Raw genomic sequence first — 16210 nt, 5'->3', positions numbered from 1 at the left:
TCTACAGCTAAAGCGCCTGAAGATGCCAATGTGCCTTCTTTATTTAATAAGGCTTCATCAATTAACTCCATTGGAGACAATTGGTACATTACGGCATTGTTTTCACCCAGATTCAGATAGCACAAATCTGGTACATGCAGTTTTTTTTTGCTCATAACAATAAGTTAGTTAGTAAAGCAAAGGTAAAGAGATCTAAACGAAAAAAACTAGCATTAAGACGTAATAATTTACATATTGTAGCAATTACACTAATATGTAAATTATTTATTTACAGATATTTACAAGGGTTTTTACAAGGCAAAAAAAATTAAAAAATTACACTAAGATAAAATCTGAATCATGGCGTAATGTGATATTATTAGCCATAATAGCTGACATCAATCTCATTAACCCCCAGCCTTTTTCACTTTGTAACCGTCTTTTTGAAGGATGCCCAATACTTTGTCTCTTACATCGCCCTGAATCATAATTTCACCATCTTTAACAGATCCACCAACGCCACATTTCGTTTTTAGCATTTTACCTAGAATATCAAGGTCATCCTGTTTTCCTTTAAAACCTGTTATGAGGGTAACGGCTTTACCTCCCCTGTTTTTTTATCGAGCATTACCCTCAGATCTTGCTGATTATTTGAGGGCGTTGTAGTCTCATCAACCTCTTCATGATATTCAAATTCCGGATTTGTAGAATACATGATTCCACCCAAATCACTAAGGCTGTTTTTCTTCGGCTTCATATTACAAAGTTATTGAGGTAAACTGAGGAAACGAAATTAAGGAACAATAACTTTAAGTGAAAGTGGACTGATATTGATTTCAATTTCTGCGCCCATTTGAAGGGGTTCACCGTCAACATGCACCGGACCAGCGTGTTCCCTCTGGATTTTTATATTTTTACCCCTTATGATTTCGATCATATCAGAGGTTTCTGCTGTGCCCTTTAACATGATGTAACTCAAAACGGGCAATTTTAAAATGGAAAACGGCTTGATAATACAAACATCGAGCAAACCATCTTTTACAGAAGCATTAGGTGAGATATAAACATCATTGCCATACTGCGAAGAGTTTGCAACACTAACTGCAAAAGCTTTTCTTTTATAGTCTATACCATCAATACTAATCAGATATTGCTCTGCTTTGTAATTGAAAACTTCCTGAAAACCCAATTTAACATAACCGGCCAACCCACGCTTTTTATCTTTTGAAAATGCGGAACTTAGATGCGCATCGAAACCCATACCAGCCAAGTTAAAAAAGCACTTGTTGTTAAATTCAGCAGTATCTATGCGGTCAACTTTGAAGGCATTGATCGCTAATATGGCGTGACGAAGGTTTTTGGGTATATTCAAAAATCTCGCTAATCCATTCCCAGAGCCAAGCGGCAACACACCCAATACAATGTTGTGCTTTAAAACTTTTGTAGCCACTTCATTGATGGTTCCATCGCCGCCAGCCGCTACAATTACATCAAAGTTTTTTGATGCAGCCTCATCTGCCAATTCGGAAGCGTGCCCCACATATTCGGTGAAAACAAAATTGGCATTGAACTTTTCCTTATCTAAATATTTATCGATAAAATCGGGAATACGCAATTTACCCCTACCGCCTGAAATGGGGTTAATTATGAAGAGAATATTAGTCTTTGTGTGCAAAGTGTAAGAATGAAAGCACAAAATAATCTATAATTTTTGAAATAAAGAAAATATGCTAATTTTGCAAGCATTAAAAGTGGATTGATTTGCTATCCCGATCATCGGGACCGGATTGCAACCACTTAAAAAAATTGCTAATACCTCTTTCCATCAAATTAAAACCTGTTCAAAGGGTTTGGCAATGATTACCTTATTTATTTATCACTAATATTTAATAAATGTCGTATTTATTTACATCAGAATCTGTATCTGAAGGCCATCCAGATAAAATTGCCGATCAAATCTCGGATGCATTAATTGATAACTTTTTAGCTTTTGACGCAGACTCCAAAGTAGCTTGTGAAACTTTAGTTACCACCGGACAAGTAATTTTGGCTGGAGAAGTAAAGTCAAAAACTTACTTAGATGTTCAACAAATTGCTCGTGATGTAATCAAGAAAATTGGTTACACCAAAAGCGAATATATGTTTGAAGCAAATTCTTGTGGTATATTATCAGCCATTCATGAGCAATCTCAAGATATTAACCAAGGTGTAGATAAAAGCAATAAAGAGGAGCAAGGTGCCGGCGATCAGGGTATGATGTTTGGTTATGCAACAAACGAAACTGAAAATTATATGCCACTGGCGCTTGATTTATCTCATGCTTTGCTTAGAGAACTGGCTACTTTAAGAAGAGAAAATGCAGAAATAAGCTACTTACGTCCGGATGCAAAATCTCAGGTTACTCTAGAATATTCTGATGATAATCAGCCACAACGCATTGATGCAATCGTAATTTCAACGCAACACGATGATTTTATTAAGCCTGCATCTGATTCGAGAGCAGATAAAGACGCTGCAAATGATGAAATGTTAACCAAAATTAAAAGTGATTTAGTTTCAATTTTAATTCCAAGAGTTAAAGCAAAATACCCGCAGTATGCACATTTATTTAACGATGACATCACTTATCACATCAATCCAACTGGAGTATTTGTGATCGGTGGTCCGCATGGCGATACTGGTTTAACCGGAAGAAAAATTATTGTTGATACCTATGGCGGTAAAGGCGCACATGGTGGTGGCGCCTTTTCTGGTAAAGATCCAAGTAAGGTAGATAGAAGTGCTGCTTATGCAACACGTCATATTGCTAAAAACCTGGTTGCAGCCGGCTTATGCAATGAAGTTTTGGTTCAGGTTTCTTATGCAATTGGGGTTGCTAAACCAACATCAATTAATGTTGTAACTTATGGAACTTCGAAAGTAAATCTAACAGATGGCGAAATCAGTAAAAAAGTTGAATCAATTTTTGATATGCGCCCTTATTTTATCGAACAGAGATTAAAGTTAAGAAACCCAATTTATAGCGAAACTGCTGCTTATGGCCACATGGGCAGAACACCTGAAACTGTAAACAAAACTTTCAAAAACCCTTACGGTGAAGAAAAAACAGTTAGTGTTGAGCTGTTTACCTGGGAGAAACTGGATTATGTAGAACAGGTAAAATCTGCTTTCGGAATTTAATTTTTTCTATACGAGTAAAAAGCTTCCTGATTATAAACAGGAAGCTTTTTTAGTTTGCGATCAAAACAGTTATAAACCTCTTGCCTTCATAAAATCTTTTTCTGATGATGAAATATTTTGATCATCAATACTATATGATTTTATGCCAGCAATTTTCATTTCATCAATTACATCCACAAAGTTTTGAAATTTAGCTGTTTCTGTTGGTTTGATAATTACGATCATGTATTTTGAAGGATTGTTTCCGTGTGCCTTTTCTACACGGATTTTATTAGCTGCGATTTCTGCTGGAAGATTTGTAATGGTTGTAGTCTGCATTTTGGCATTCTCAGTCGTACCCAGATAACTCACCGCCTTATTATTCTTTCCAAGTAAAACCGTCATTGTTCTGGAGGCAGGGTAATCCATGGTACAATGATCACATTGATCGGGTTTGGCAATGTCTGCTGCATTTAAGGTACCAAGCGATGTGGTGAGCATGAAAAATGTGGTAAGTAAGAACATCAGATCAACCATTGCGGTTAAATCAACTCGTGGAGCGGTTTTGCTCATTCTTCCTTTTGTGGACTTGCCACGCTGCGATTCATTTAAAGTTGCCATATGATTTAGGTTTTTAATCATGATGAAAGCATTAAATAAATTGCATAAAAAAAGGCGATTAAAATTTAATCGCCTGACTTAATAGGTTAAGAAATCTATTTTACAGCTTCGATTACACCACAACCAACTCTCGGACCAGAATTCCCGGTAGGTTGTGTTTTATAGTCATCGGTACCTCCATGTACAATAATTCCTCTTCCAATTATATTTTTAACATCACCGTCCTGTACACTCCATCGATCTGTAGTGATTGAAATTTTTGCTTCACCTTTCGAATCTAATTTAATATTACCGATATCACCGCTGTGGTATGCTCCAGAATCCCATTTGCCATGGTTTTCATTTGTTGGATTCCAGTGGCCATGTGTATTTTCACCCATATCGCCACAATCGCCATGTTCATGAAAATGAACTGCAACATTACTATCTGCTCTTGATGCAAATTTTAATTCGAGATCCATTTTAATTTTTCCATCACTCAATCCATAAAATGTAGCGGTTCCAATGCTTTTCGATTGATCCGCAGTTTCGGCCAAGTTTGCCGTAGCAAGTTTACTTTCCTTTTGACCACAAGCACTTAAAAATGCAACACTAGCAATAGCTAATCCTAAAAAATATTTTTTCATCATCTTAAATTTAGTTTAACAAGAAACACATTGACAATCATTTGGTTTGATTTTATAATCGCCACATTAAAACCATTTAAGAAACAGCTTGTTTAAATAGTATAAAATCATATAACTATGGAACAGCCAATTGCAATGAACACTTTGAGTCAAATTTTGGAGAAATTGAGGCTGAAAGGAAAAGATAATGAATTAAAGATGTCAGATCACGGCAAAATGCAAAGCAAATCCTTAGGCAACATTTACAAGCCTGAAGATTTAACAATTGTAAAAACTTATAGATTTGAAGGTGATTCTGATCCTGCAGACAACTCGGTGCTCTACCTGGTAGAAGATAAAGATAAAAATATAGGATACATTCTGGATGCTTACGGCATTTATTCTGACAATCTAGGTTCGGGATTTGATGATTTTCTTAAAAAAATCCCAACTGAAAACAGGGATGAACAAGAGCTATTTTGCTAAGAAATCTTAAATACATTTAAAGAGGCCCGGGAAAATTCCGGGCCTCTTTTGCTTTAATATTTATATATTTCTCGGTTCAGAATATGTAGTTTTGTGATCATCTCCCAACTGAATGAAGATCAAAATAAACCTACCACCTGTTCCAGCCGTTTTATTATCTATTATAAGTGTGCAGTGTGGTGCGGCAATTGCAAAAGGTCTTTTCCCCGAAATCGGCGCTGCTGCTACCGCATCACTAAGAATAGGTTTATCTGCAATCATACTGCTGGCGGCCTTCCGCCCTAACATAACCAAGCTTGATGCTAAGCAGTGGAAATATGTAATACTTTACGGCTTATCGCTAGGCGCCATGAATATGGTTTTCTATATGGCAATCGAACGAATTCCGATCGGGCTTGGCGTAACACTGGAGTTTGTAGGCCCCCTACTGCTGGCCATCTTCAGTTCTAAAAAAGCGATTGATTTTATCTGGATAGTTTTGGCTGCAATAGGTATCGCCCTTATTGCACCCTGGACAAGCAACGGATTAAACCTGATCGGTGTTTTGCTGGCTTTATTGGCCGGAGGTTTTTGGGCTGCTTATATCATCTTAGGTGGGAGAATATCTAAAATTATGAAAGGTGGTGAAGCAGTAGCCGTGGGTATGTTATTTGCTACCCTTCTCATTCTTCCCTTTGGTATCTTCAGCGGCGGATTAAATCAGTTGTCTCCGAAACTCTTAGGTTTAGGTGCATCGCTTGCCCTTTTATCAAGCGCCATCCCTTTTACTTTGGAAATAAATGCACTGAAACAACTTCCAGCCAGAACATTTAGCATCCTGATGAGTCTCGAACCTGCCATGGCTGCATTGGCTGCATTTGTATTTTTGCAAGAGTACTTATCATTAACCGAATGCATTGCTGTTGCCTGCGTTGTAATTGCCTCAGCTGGCTCAGCAATAACAGCAAAGAGATCTAAGGTGTAGTCTTCAAGAAAGGGCAATATTTAAACCAATAGCTCCGAAAAACAACAAAGCCTTAACTTTTCTAAGTTAAGGCTTTGTTTGCGGAATGGACGGGACTCGAACTGAGGACATACACCGTTGATAATTAGTTATTTAATTAAATAAAAGCATTCTGCTCACCAAATGCTCACCATTATTTTGCAACTATTTGACTGTAATTGACTTTATTTAAAGATAGAAAAAATCAGTCATCTCAACAATAAAAAGAGAACCTTAATGTGAAAATTTAAATTATACATCTGGATATCGCATGGATATTGATCCCATCCGATCGAAAATAAAATTGTTTCTAAACTTACCTACCTGTGTATTCATAAATTGTCGGGGATGGGTAAAACGATTTGGGTTGCCTAAATGTAAACTATTTCTCTCATCGTTTTCACTGACCAAGATATTCCGCATCGGATGATGACTAGTGTAAGAAAATCATTAGCATATTTATAGAATTTTATTAATTTGCTAAAAGATGGCCAGTTTAAACCGGAACGCACTGATCTCATATTTCGAAATTACTTGATCATTCCATATATTTCAAACTTCGTAATCGCTTCGACTTTTCCGCCAATACATTGGATATAGGCGACCCTATAGCATGGGCCTGCCTGCACTTGGTTTAATGCCGTTATGCGAGCCTCGTCATCTTCTGGGATAATATATTTTAAAGAAATCTCCATATCTGTTACTTTCTTGCCGCTTTTGCTGCTGGATGAAGTACCTTTCCTCAGACCTGGACATTACGTTGTGATATCATTAATAACTAAGCTGTTCAACGGTTTTCATCAACAGCTTTCTGCTGGGAAGTAAATGGAGATTATGGTATGGGAAGCGAAAGATAAAATGTGGATCCCTTACCCAATGTACTTTCGACACTGAGCTGCCCACCATGCTGGTGGATAATCTCTTTTGATATGTAAAGGCCCATTCCGAGGCCGGAGAAGTTTTTTTCTACTTCGCTGGTCCTGTAAAACTTATTAAAAACAGCATCCAGGCTTTCAGCCGAGATACCGATGCCAAAATCCCTCACGCGGATGAGGAAGCTGTTTCCGATAAGCTCACTTTCAATTTCAATAATTTCGCTCTCGGGTGCATATTTAATCGCATTGGTCAGCAAGTTAACCAGGACCTGTTCAATTCTGGCCGGGTCTGCAGTTATCCTCGCAGCCGCGCTGCTCAGAAGCCTGAAATCATAATGGGGATAGCCATCCCGGAATGTTTCCAGCACGCTTTCCAGAATGGTTTCCATCTCCAGGCTGACCATGGTAAAGGACATTTTACCGCTCTCTATTTTTGAGAGGTCAAGCAAATCAGAAATCAGCTCATCCAGGCGGTTGACCTGCATGCTAGCCTTTTCAAGATACTGACCTGATTTCGAGTTGTCACCTCCGTCGATGTTTCTGGCCAACAATTGCATATAAGCCTTTGCACTGGTCAGCGGGGTTTTGAGTTCGTGGCTGGCGATGCTGACAAATTCATCCTTGAGTGATTCTGCTTTTTTTCTGGACGCTATCTCAGCTTCAAGTTCTTTCTGCTTTTGAAGAAGTATTCTGTTCTGTTCATAAATGTGATAGAAGGTGTTGATTTTTGCAATCAGGATAAGCGGTTCAACTGGTTTGGTAACGTAGTCAACCGCTCCGTTTTGTAATCCCCTCAGTAAAAACTTTTGTTCCAGTGCCGCTGCCGATAGAAAAAGAATGGCGGTGTTTTTAGCTCCGCTATAACCCGAAAGCAGTTCCGCGACCTCAAAGCCGTCCATCCCAGGCATTTGCACATCAAGAATGACCAGAACATAACTTTTTTTTAAGGCCATCTTCAAGGCTTCTTCACCACTTGCTGCGGTATCTACACCAAATCCGTGTCCAACCAACGTTTTTTGAAGGGAGAATCTGTTTTCAGCAATATCGTCAACGAGTAGAATCATCAGATTGAATTTGCCGCAAAATTACCATTATTTAATTACAATTCAATGATTGAGGTTTTATCAATACACTTGTCATTAATTAATATCAAAGAGACTTCCTGTAACTCTTTTTTGTTTTCACTTAAAAAGGACATTAACTTAATGGATTCATCTATCAGCTCTAGACAAACAGGATTTTCAGATGAAGGGATTTCAGAAATATTGTATTGAATACGGCCATTGTTCAAATATCCGCTTTTTGCAGTAAAAATAATGGCTTGATGGATAGCACTTAGCTTCGCCTTTTTCAGAAGATAATCTCCAAGATTATTACTCAGCTTTTCCTCCAAAAGCTTTGTCCCATAACTGATTGTCCAAATCTGAGATATATTCTTACAATGGTTAAATTTTCTGCGTTCATGATTTCAGTTTTATAGTTCATTTAATCTTTTTCCGGTGAAGCTTGCAAACCTATTGTGTTTAGGTTCGCCTATCATCTGCCTTCCATAAATGCTGCTATGACCTGAGAATAAATAGGCAACCACACAGGCGATAGCAACATAGACGCCGCAATCGCGGCCGAAAAGCTCCACTGCCATGATACTGCAGGCTAAAGGTGTATTAGTAGCTCCTGCAAAAACAGCAAGAAAGCCCATTCCTGCCAAAAGTCCTACCGGTAAAGGAATAAAATAACCCAGTGCATTTCCCAATGCAGCGCCGATAAAAAATAATGGTGTTACCTCACCACCTTTAAATCCTGCGGCTAAGGTAACGATGGTAAAAATCATTTTTAATGCAAAATCATAAGCTGGTAATTGCTGTTCAAAGGAAGCTACGATGGTGGGAATGCCTAATCCGATATATTTTGTAGATCCTAAGGCCCAAACAGCGGTTGCGACTAAAATCCCACCAGACAAAGGACGTAAAGGTGGATAAGAAATTTTGTTTTTAAAAAGTCTGCCTACACGGTGAATGGTTTTGCTGAAAATTGCAGCACAAAGTCCGAATGCAATTCCTGCTAGGATGGCGTAAAAACCATTCAAAAAAGAAAAATCCGGGATGGTTGGGATATGATAATGGGTATGCCCGGTTTTCCAAAGTTTAGTGACCAAATCCGCGGTGATGGCGGATGCAAATGCCGGAAAAATCGAATCATATTTGAGTCTGCCAATCAAAAAGACTTCTAACCCGAAAATAGCTCCGGCCAATGGCGTTCCGAATACAGAACCGAAACCTGCGGCAATGGCAGAAATTATTAGAACTTTCCTTTCGGCCGGTGTGAGCTTCAGTGGCTTTGTAAATTGGTCTGCAATAGATCCCGCCATTTGTATCGCTGTTCCTTCTCTTCCGGCAGAGCCTCCAAAAAGATGGGTTGCGAGTGTGCCAAGATAAACAAAAGGCGTCATCCGAAAAGGGATAATATCTTTTGGATCGTGAATGGTATCAATCAGCAGATTATTTCCTGCTTCAACTTCTTTACCAAACCTGTGATAAATGTAGCCGATTACAAACCCCGCAATCGGAAGAAGGGCAATTAACCAAAGGTGATTTTCCCGGAAATCCGTAACCCAGCCCAATGTTTTTAAAAATAATGCGGATGCGGTTCCAATACAGACACCAACAATAAGGCTGATCAGCAACCATTTGAGGATGTAGGGAAGGGACGGATAAGCTCTAAAAAAAGCTTTTGTTCTGATAAGGGATCTTTGCCCTTTCGATTTTTGATAATGACGCATAATATATCCTGACTAAATGTTGAACATTCAATTTTAATCAGGCGCCATCAGCTTTTTTAAAGCGGTTGGGTAAGGGAGACACCATTCCCTTTTTTGAATAATCAAAGGTAATCAAAAAATATTAATCTCTACGATGCTTTAGATAGTCTTTGAGAATTTGTGCAATTCCGAGCGTACAATTGATTCTATTTTTTTCACTCATCGCAGGAAATGGAACACTTGTCAGCAAAGCCTCCTTCGGTAGTTTTGCTTTTTCGATAGCCATAATAACATACTTTTCAATATCTTTCATGATTACAATAACATACTTGGGACGATGTGCCCTTAATCTTTCTGAAAGAGAATCTACGCTTTCAGAACGCTGGTTTCGTCTAGTTGCCATATCAGTTCGGTTCATCTCTGCAGTAACCAAATATTCAAGTTCACAATTCATTTCACGAAAAAATGCCAGAAAATCAGTATCGGTTTCAAAAATTCCGAATTGCATTTCAAAAGCAGACTTTACACACCTGTACAGCGCTGTGTTGCAATTATAAAAAGATTTGGTATCAGAAGATTTTGCTTCGGTGATCAGTAGGATTTCTGTTGCCATTTCAAATATTAATATTTAATATCGTGTGATCATTTCATTGACTCAACGATTTTATAGTTAGCCATGCTTACCTTATCCAGGCTTAAATCGTTGTTGAGCACATAAAAGAACTTTCCATCTTTCGAAAAAACAATTGCCTGCCTTGGTTCTTTAAACCCTTTGATGGTTTGAATGTTCTTATAAGTTTTAACATCTACCACGGATACCGTATTATCAACTTTGTTGCCGCTTAAAAGAAACTTTCCGTCAGGTGAAAGGCTTGCCCCATAATTGTCCTTGCCAACCGGAATGCGTTGAGTGATCTTTTTGCCGGCTACATCTACAACAAGCAATTCACTGCTACCGCTATTTGCTGCATACAAGGTTTTACCATCTTTACTGATCGAGATCGCCCGGATCTTATTGAATCCTTTTACTTCACCCTCTGTTTTTAGTGTTTTAACGTCAACAATTGTGATATGGTCGTTTTCAAAATTGGTCACATATAATTTTGTATTCTCTGGATTAAGTTTTACACCTTGTCTGGGCTGATGAAAACCCCTGATAACCGTGTCGGCCTCATGATTTGCCACATTCAATACAGTGACTGTGCTGGCTGCTTCATTATTAATAAAGATCCGCCTTCCGTCATCCGAGATGGTAGTTCCGAAGGCCCCATAGCCAACTGGAAATTTTTCAATCAATTGAAATGTCGCGGCATCATACGCCATCAAATAGCCATGACTGCTATCAGTGATATACAATAGCTTCCCATCTGGAGAAAACAATATATTCCTGGGATTTACAAAACCCTTGATGGTAGTTTTTAGCGATCCCTTATCAAGATCGTAAATTTTAATTTGAGTAGAATCACTATATGATGCAACCGCTGTTTTTTCATCAGGGCTAACTGCAAGCGAATTATTCTTAATGGCTCCATCAAATGGCATTTGTGCAAGTGATTTACCTGTAATATTCAATAGTACTATTACTAAGATATATGATATTTTTTTTCATGATATTATTTATTAATTTATTCTATTAGCTGGCAGCCTGGCTTGCTAATCTGATCCAGACGAAAATAGTTGTGGTTTGACTATAAAATGTAAGCATCTTTCAAACGCACCATCTCGGAAAACCAGTTTATCAAAGTACAAACTATTCAATTAGCCTGCAAATGATGTTACGGCCCAAAGAGCGGCAGCTGATATCATCACCCACAGCACCACACCCTGTAGCAAAGGCCTAAAGCCGACGCTCGAAAGCAGCTTTCTGTTCAGCCCACATCCGATCAGAAATAAGGTTAAGGTCAGTCCCGCTTTGGCAATACCAGTAAGGTAATGACCATAATTCTGAATAAATGGGATATAGGTGTTTGCAATTATTGCCAGGATAAATAGACCGATGAACCATGGGACTTTTACCTTACTATCCTTGTTTTTGAAAAGAAAAGTAGACAGGAATGCTACTGGGATAATCCAAAGGGCACGGGCAAGCTTTACCGTAGTGGCTACTTCCAGTGCTTTCGCTCCATATTTACTCGCAGCACCGACAACCGAACTGGTGTCATGTATGGCAATGGCACTCCATAATCCGAACTGGGTCTGCGAAAGTTTCATTGCATGTCCGATGACCGGAAAGACAAAAAGAGCAACAGAATTGAGAATGAAAATCGTTCCCAAGGCAACGGAAATCTGTTTTTCCTCTGCTTTAATGACTGGTGATACTGCTGCAATCGCACTTCCTCCACAAATGGCAGTACCAGCGGAAATCAGATAGGAACTCTTTTTGTCGATTTTAAGAAATTTACCCATAAAGTATCCTATGATCAGTGTGCCGATGATGGAAACTATGGTAAACACAATACCTTCCTTGCCTGCAGCCATCGCACTGGTTACATTCATCCCAAAACCAAGGCCAACTACGGATACCTGCAGTAAAATGTGGGTGGCCTTATGATTCAGGTGAAGGTAAGGGTGACCTATGAATTGTGCAATTACAAGGCCCATCAACAACGCTATGGGAGGAGAAATAAGTGGCGAGAGGCAAAATACAGTTGCCAGTAAAAAAATGACCTCACGTGTAGTGATGCTCCGGTCCAGGAACCGGTTGAATATATTCGGTTTTGATGTTTTTGGATTTTCTTTGTTCATTATCTTGTTTTATTGATTATCCAAAAATCCGACAATTAAACCCGCTCTGGAAATCACTTATTCCTATAGACCATTACCAAAAGTTATTGAAGTAAGCGGTTTATATTTCATGGCGAAACTTTTCCGCCATTTTGATGAGCAGTGCCGGTAAACCGGAAACCTGCCCGTGCACATGTGCCAACTGCAATGGCCTGATGATTTCAAATCCCTGGATATCTATGATCCTGAGGGATTTTTCCCTGAGCTCCTTTACAATGGCATGAACCGAAACAAAGGCAAGGCAATCTCTTTTTGCAAGATAGCTTTTGATGCCCTCTGTGCTGCCAAGATGCATCTCTATCCGAAGCTCGTTAAGCCTGATTCCACTACTTTTTAACTGGTGGGAAATCACCTCGAGCGTGCCTGAGCCAGGCTCCCTTAAAACCAGGGGAAAGTCTTTCAGTTCCTCCAAAGTTATGGACTCTTTTTTGAACCTGGTAAAATGAGCTGGACATACCAGTACAATTTCGTCGGTCAAAAACGGTGAATATTGGAGTTGTGGATTCTTGGAAATCCCCTCGATAAACGCAATTTCTATTTCCTTTGCCAGCAGTGCACCTTCAATATCTTCGGTATTTCCACTGAGCATACTGATGCGTACATTTTCAAAGCGCTGATGAAAATCAGCAAGCAACGATGGGAGAATGTACTGCGACAAGGTCGTGCTCGCCCCGATGCTGATCGCACCAGATTGCTGCTCCCTACCAAGATTCATATCGAACTCAAGGTCACGATAAATGGCCAATAGCCTATCTGCGTAAGCCAATAACTGTTCACCAGAATTGGTCAGGCTTATTTTGCTGTTGCCGCTTCTTTCGAATAAGTTGACCTTATAGTGTTCTTCTAGTTCCTTTATGTGCTTGGTAACAGCCGGTTGGCTGATAAAAAGTTCAGCCGCGGCCTTGGTGAAATTAAGCCTTTTGGCAACGGTATGGAATACCTTTAATCTGAAATCGAACATAGTATAGCTAATATAGGATAAAAAATGGGGCTATTGCCAACCCCATTTTTTGAAAACCTGATGCGCAGGCTCGCTTTGCAGAAACTTGATAAACGATAAGGCCTGTCCTTTATGCTTGCCATTTAAGGTTGGCGCTATGGGCGTCCCGCGGTAAGTCTGCATTTCAGATGAAAGTTCAACCATTGCTGTTTCTTCTTTCAGATTCTGATGCCAGGATGCGTAGGTAATCCATGCATCGAAAGAGGGGTCTTTTTTCCAGGCTTCAATACCGAGCGCAGTATTAGCGAATGATTGCCTGATATTGGGCTGAAGCTTCGATATGAGATTTTTTTTACCGGCTATATCTTCCCACAGTCCCAACTGCCCTGCACCATTCACATCAAGGATATGAATTCCGGGTTCCGTAAGATCTGCAATACTTTTGATCTGTTTAGGATTGCCCGGCCTGACCAAAATGGCAGCTCGCCTCTGGTAAAGTGAGACTCTCGCTTTAGGATCAATCATTCCCGGATGTTGCTGTTCGAATTGGGTCAGCATATATTCCGCTCCTCCGAATATCAGGTCTGCGTTTTGCTCCGCCAGCTGCAGCCACTTATTTTCGGGTCCGCCAACCACTTTTACTGGTATTCCGGTTTGGATAGTAAATAATTGTGCACATTCTTTCATCGGCGAGAGCGGGCCACCCGGTCCATATACATGCAGGGTATCTGACTGTGCCATGGCCGGGCCAACTGTAATTGCTAAAGCAATAATCGATATTATTTTTTCATCTGTTTATTTTTTCTCAAAGGTGATAAGTTATCATGCTCAGATCACTTGGTAATGCAATCAAAAAGAGCATAATGGTTTGATGTTGCTTTATTCAGTCGTAAAACCATATTTTCGGTAGACTTGTTTGGCCGCCTCACTGGTTAGGAAAGTCATAAAATCTTTAGCGGCCTGCGGGTGAGGAGCGCTTTTCATTAATCCTGCAATATACTGCGCCTCAATATTTTCTTTTTGTGGTATTTCCACCATATCTACGGGATGGCCGATCATTTTCTGATAAAATACCTCAGAGTACCAGACCGGAGCAACATCACTTTTTCCATAAAGAATGCGCATTGGACTTTGTCTATGGTGTATCTGGGTCAGATAAGTAGAACTGTCGCCGACCTTGGTTTTCATGATCGCGTTTTTCAATGGTTCCCCACCGGCTTTAACATAGGCTTCTTCAATCCGTTTACCAATCCCTTCCCATTCCGGGTTAGGCATGCTGATGCGTAAAGTGGGATCAGCCAGCGCTGTGAGACCCTTGATTTTCTTTGGATTACCTTTTTGTACCATTAGTGCAAGGCGGTTTTTTGCATAGAGTTTTGTGGAAAAGAAGTATTCCGGCATCTGTTCGATCCTGCTCTTGCCCGCAGTGTATACATCAGGTTTCAGCGAAATCCTCATGTTGCCAATTACGATGTTGCCGCCGATGATCTGTTTGGCAAGGATACCCGGAGGAAGCGTTTCAGCAAAGATGCGCTGATATTCTGGATAGGCTGTCTTGAAAGCAGCGAGCAGATCATCTATGCACATAAACTGGTTGCCCGCAAAAAAGACAACCAATTGCGGATCGTTGATATCCCCGTACAAATCGGGTACATTGTCAATTCCAGGCACCGTAAAGTTCAGTTTACTTTCGGGCGGGGTATTCCAGGGCGGATCGAACCTGTATTCCTGCGCTGTTGCATTGCCGGTAACTAAACCGAAAAACACAAAGGCTAACATATTTTTAAATAGTTTCATTTTTGTAGATATTAAAGTTTAAGGATGTACCGTTGCCCATCCCTGATACTGTCTGATGATAATCTCCCCGTTGCCGCTTGGGACGTAGGAGATAATGGGCAATAACTGGTCTTTATTGATATTACGCTCTTTGATGGTATTTTCACACTGTGCCAGGATCACGCCGGCATCCTTCAATGATTGCAATCTGTCCTGAAAAGCAGCTGTTTTATCAAATAGTTTAACCCCGTCGCCGAATGCGATAATTTCAACGGTCAGTTTTCCTTTTAATCTGGGATCTTCCAGTGCATTTTTGATATTGCGGAGCGTACCGCTTATCCGTTTCTCATCTGCGGTATTTACGATATACAGCGCATTGTAGTGTTTCAGCGTTGCCTTTGCGCCTGTGAATTCGGCAGGCTGTTGTGCTTTTACTTTTGTTAATGTCGCCAATGTGGTCAACATCATCAGATAAATGATTTTTTTCATGATTTTATTTGTTTAAAGATTTTTGACAATAGGTTTAAATGGACCGTATTTATGTTGAACTTCAGAAAATTTGTCCTTGTAGGGGCCGAATGGAAAATCTACAGGTTTTTTGGAGATATCCTTCCAGTCCATTGACTGATCCTTATGCGGCCGGGGCTGGCTGTTAACAAAGGCAGCAACGTCCCAAGCCTCTTCATCGCTCAGAAAGGGATGCTCATAAGATGTCCCAAAAGGCATATTGTTCTTAACAAAACCTGCAAAATTGCTTATGCGGTAGAGGCCTGCACCATCGTTGTAGCTATGCTGACCCCAAAGCGGGGGAAAAGCATATTCATTGCCCGCATCGTTCATTTTGCCCTCCCCATTTTTTCCATGACAACTCATGCACAGGTTAGTGTAGGCAATTCTTCCATTTTGCAGGCTAGCTGCCCTGTCCAGAAAAGCAAGTTTCTCCACCGCATTCTTGTCTGGCTTAATGCCTTTTGACACATCTTTTCCCAGCCATTTCATATAAGCAATCATCGCCTGCATTTCTTTAGTGGCTGTATCTAGCTTTTCTCCATTCAAACTGCGCTGAAAACAGCCATTTATGCGATCTGCAATTGAAACGACCTTATTCGATCTGGCCTTGAACTGCGGGTAGGTGGAAGCCACGGCGGAATAATTAAGCGCCCAAATTTTTCTGCCTGCATCATTATGACAGTTTTGACAGTTCATTCCATTAGTCAACCTGCCTACTATCCCTAGTGTGTACGT

At 40.0% G+C, this 16210-nt stretch carries 19 protein-coding genes and 1 riboswitch; of the genes, 3 read left to right on the top strand and 16 right to left on the bottom strand.

Annotation, left to right across the window (positions count from 1 at the left end):
* Window positions 1–386: 386 nt before the first annotated feature.
* From ON09_RS26675 to ON09_RS16160, 3 genes are read right to left on the bottom strand one after another with little or no spacing between them, the layout of a single operon-like run.
* Window positions 387–566 carry a translation initiation factor gene (locus ON09_RS26675; RefSeq protein ID WP_316927813.1) on the bottom strand — a complete coding sequence of 60 codons (180 nt, stop codon included), beginning with the start codon at window positions 564–566 and terminating at the stop codon, window positions 387–389.
* Window positions 563–736 carry a hypothetical protein gene (locus ON09_RS26670; RefSeq protein ID WP_010602103.1) on the bottom strand — a complete coding sequence of 58 codons (174 nt, stop codon included), beginning with the start codon at window positions 734–736 and terminating at the stop codon, window positions 563–565. Before ON09_RS26670 ends, ON09_RS26675 begins: the two co-directional genes overlap by 4 nt.
* 36 nt (window positions 737–772) lie before the next feature.
* Window positions 773–1654: a diacylglycerol/lipid kinase family protein gene (locus ON09_RS16160; protein WP_039842623.1), complete on the bottom strand. Its 882-nt coding sequence runs from the start codon at window positions 1652–1654 to the stop codon at window positions 773–775.
* Between the two features lie 218 nt (window positions 1655–1872).
* Here ON09_RS16160 and metK point away from each other — a divergent pair, with 218 nt between their 5' ends.
* Window positions 1873–3159, top strand: coding sequence for a methionine adenosyltransferase (gene metK / locus ON09_RS16155; protein ID WP_010602101.1), 1287 nt, complete (start codon window positions 1873–1875; stop codon window positions 3157–3159).
* A gap of 69 nt (window positions 3160–3228) precedes the next feature.
* Here metK and ON09_RS16150 read toward each other — a convergent pair whose 3' ends face one another.
* Together ON09_RS16150 and ON09_RS16145 are read right to left on the bottom strand one after the other, a co-directional pair.
* Complete coding sequence (locus ON09_RS16150; RefSeq protein WP_010602100.1) at window positions 3229–3759, bottom strand: ExbD/TolR family protein; 531 nt, start codon at window positions 3757–3759, stop codon at window positions 3229–3231.
* Window positions 3760–3854: 95 nt separating this feature from the next.
* Window positions 3855–4388, bottom strand: a complete 534-nt coding sequence (locus ON09_RS16145; RefSeq protein WP_010602099.1) for a superoxide dismutase family protein — start codon at window positions 4386–4388, stop codon at window positions 3855–3857.
* Between the two features lie 114 nt (window positions 4389–4502).
* Here ON09_RS16145 and ON09_RS16140 point away from each other — a divergent pair, with 114 nt between their 5' ends.
* Window positions 4503–4850 (top strand): hypothetical protein, encoded by a 348-nt coding sequence (locus tag ON09_RS16140; RefSeq protein ID WP_010602098.1) that lies wholly within the window; start codon window positions 4503–4505, stop codon window positions 4848–4850.
* A 112-nt stretch (window positions 4851–4962) separates the two neighbouring features.
* On the top strand, window positions 4963–5814 hold the full coding sequence (locus tag ON09_RS16135; RefSeq protein WP_010602097.1) for an EamA family transporter: 852 nt from the start codon (window positions 4963–4965) through the stop codon (window positions 5812–5814).
* 850 nt (window positions 5815–6664) lie between these two features.
* On the opposite strand, the gene ON09_RS16130 is transcribed toward ON09_RS16135, so the two are convergent.
* The 11 genes from ON09_RS16130 to ON09_RS16080 all read right to left on the bottom strand — a co-directional run.
* Window positions 6665–7771, bottom strand: a complete 1107-nt coding sequence (locus ON09_RS16130) for a hybrid sensor histidine kinase/response regulator (RefSeq protein WP_010602096.1) — start codon at window positions 7769–7771, stop codon at window positions 6665–6667.
* Between the two features lie 35 nt (window positions 7772–7806).
* Window positions 7807–8100, bottom strand: coding sequence for a DUF190 domain-containing protein (locus ON09_RS16125; RefSeq protein ID WP_010602095.1), 294 nt, complete (start codon window positions 8098–8100; stop codon window positions 7807–7809).
* Window positions 8101–8181: 81 nt separating this feature from the next.
* Window positions 8182–9390, bottom strand: a complete 1209-nt coding sequence (locus tag ON09_RS16120; protein WP_238533712.1) for a voltage-gated chloride channel family protein — start codon at window positions 9388–9390, stop codon at window positions 8182–8184.
* A 127-nt stretch (window positions 9391–9517) separates the two neighbouring features.
* Window positions 9518–9584: riboswitch (Fluoride riboswitch) on the bottom strand.
* Between the two features lie 23 nt (window positions 9585–9607).
* Complete coding sequence (locus tag ON09_RS16115; protein ID WP_010602093.1) at window positions 9608–10078, bottom strand: hypothetical protein; 471 nt, start codon at window positions 10076–10078, stop codon at window positions 9608–9610.
* A 29-nt stretch (window positions 10079–10107) separates the two neighbouring features.
* Window positions 10108–11037 carry a WD40 repeat domain-containing protein gene (locus tag ON09_RS16110; RefSeq protein ID WP_202947158.1) on the bottom strand — a complete coding sequence of 310 codons (930 nt, stop codon included), beginning with the start codon at window positions 11035–11037 and terminating at the stop codon, window positions 10108–10110.
* Window positions 11038–11223: 186 nt separating this feature from the next.
* Window positions 11224–12210: a YeiH family protein gene (locus ON09_RS16105; protein ID WP_010602091.1), complete on the bottom strand. Its 987-nt coding sequence runs from the start codon at window positions 12208–12210 to the stop codon at window positions 11224–11226.
* Between the two features lie 100 nt (window positions 12211–12310).
* Window positions 12311–13210: a LysR family transcriptional regulator gene (locus ON09_RS16100; protein WP_010602090.1), complete on the bottom strand. Its 900-nt coding sequence runs from the start codon at window positions 13208–13210 to the stop codon at window positions 12311–12313.
* A 30-nt stretch (window positions 13211–13240) separates the two neighbouring features.
* Window positions 13241–13948: a substrate-binding domain-containing protein gene (locus tag ON09_RS16095; RefSeq protein WP_262495831.1), complete on the bottom strand. Its 708-nt coding sequence runs from the start codon at window positions 13946–13948 to the stop codon at window positions 13241–13243.
* Window positions 13949–14068: 120 nt separating this feature from the next.
* Complete coding sequence (locus tag ON09_RS16090) at window positions 14069–14986, bottom strand: molybdate ABC transporter substrate-binding protein (RefSeq protein ID WP_029204389.1); 918 nt, start codon at window positions 14984–14986, stop codon at window positions 14069–14071.
* An 18-nt stretch (window positions 14987–15004) separates the two neighbouring features.
* Window positions 15005–15454 (bottom strand): DsrE family protein, encoded by a 450-nt coding sequence (locus ON09_RS16085; protein ID WP_010602087.1) that lies wholly within the window; start codon window positions 15452–15454, stop codon window positions 15005–15007.
* Between the two features lie 12 nt (window positions 15455–15466).
* Window positions 15467–16210 (bottom strand): c-type cytochrome (locus ON09_RS16080; RefSeq protein ID WP_010602086.1); only part of this gene is annotated, 744 nt, incomplete at its 5' end.

Origin of the sequence: Pedobacter agri PB92 (assembly GCF_000258495.1) — a bacterium.
GTDB lineage: Bacteria > Bacteroidota > Bacteroidia > Sphingobacteriales > Sphingobacteriaceae > Pedobacter > Pedobacter agri.
Note: the sequence above shows the minus strand (reverse complement) of the source record. Positions and strands in the feature narration are given on the sequence as shown.

Coding starts and splice junctions, on each gene's coding strand:
- metK (WP_010602101.1), top strand. CDS start 1,873: ATGTCGTATTTATTTACATCAGAATCTGTATCTGAAGGCCATCCAGAT.
- ON09_RS16100 (WP_010602090.1), bottom strand. CDS start 13,210: ATGTTCGATTTCAGATTAAAGGTATTCCATACCGTTGCCAAAAGGCTT.
- ON09_RS16130 (WP_010602096.1), bottom strand. CDS start 7,771: ATGATTCTACTCGTTGACGATATTGCTGAAAACAGATTCTCCCTTCAA.
- ON09_RS16145 (WP_010602099.1), bottom strand. CDS start 4,388: ATGATGAAAAAATATTTTTTAGGATTAGCTATTGCTAGTGTTGCATTT.
- ON09_RS16085 (WP_010602087.1), bottom strand. CDS start 15,454: ATGAAAAAAATCATTTATCTGATGATGTTGACCACATTGGCGACATTA.
- ON09_RS16140 (WP_010602098.1), top strand. CDS start 4,503: ATGGAACAGCCAATTGCAATGAACACTTTGAGTCAAATTTTGGAGAAA.
- ON09_RS16150 (WP_010602100.1), bottom strand. CDS start 3,759: ATGGCAACTTTAAATGAATCGCAGCGTGGCAAGTCCACAAAAGGAAGA.
- ON09_RS16135 (WP_010602097.1), top strand. CDS start 4,963: ATGAAGATCAAAATAAACCTACCACCTGTTCCAGCCGTTTTATTATCT.
- ON09_RS16105 (WP_010602091.1), bottom strand. CDS start 12,210: ATGAACAAAGAAAATCCAAAAACATCAAAACCGAATATATTCAACCGG.
- ON09_RS16090 (WP_029204389.1), bottom strand. CDS start 14,986: ATGAAACTATTTAAAAATATGTTAGCCTTTGTGTTTTTCGGTTTAGTT.
- ON09_RS16115 (WP_010602093.1), bottom strand. CDS start 10,078: ATGGCAACAGAAATCCTACTGATCACCGAAGCAAAATCTTCTGATACC.
- ON09_RS26670 (WP_010602103.1), bottom strand. CDS start 736: ATGAAGCCGAAGAAAAACAGCCTTAGTGATTTGGGTGGAATCATGTAT.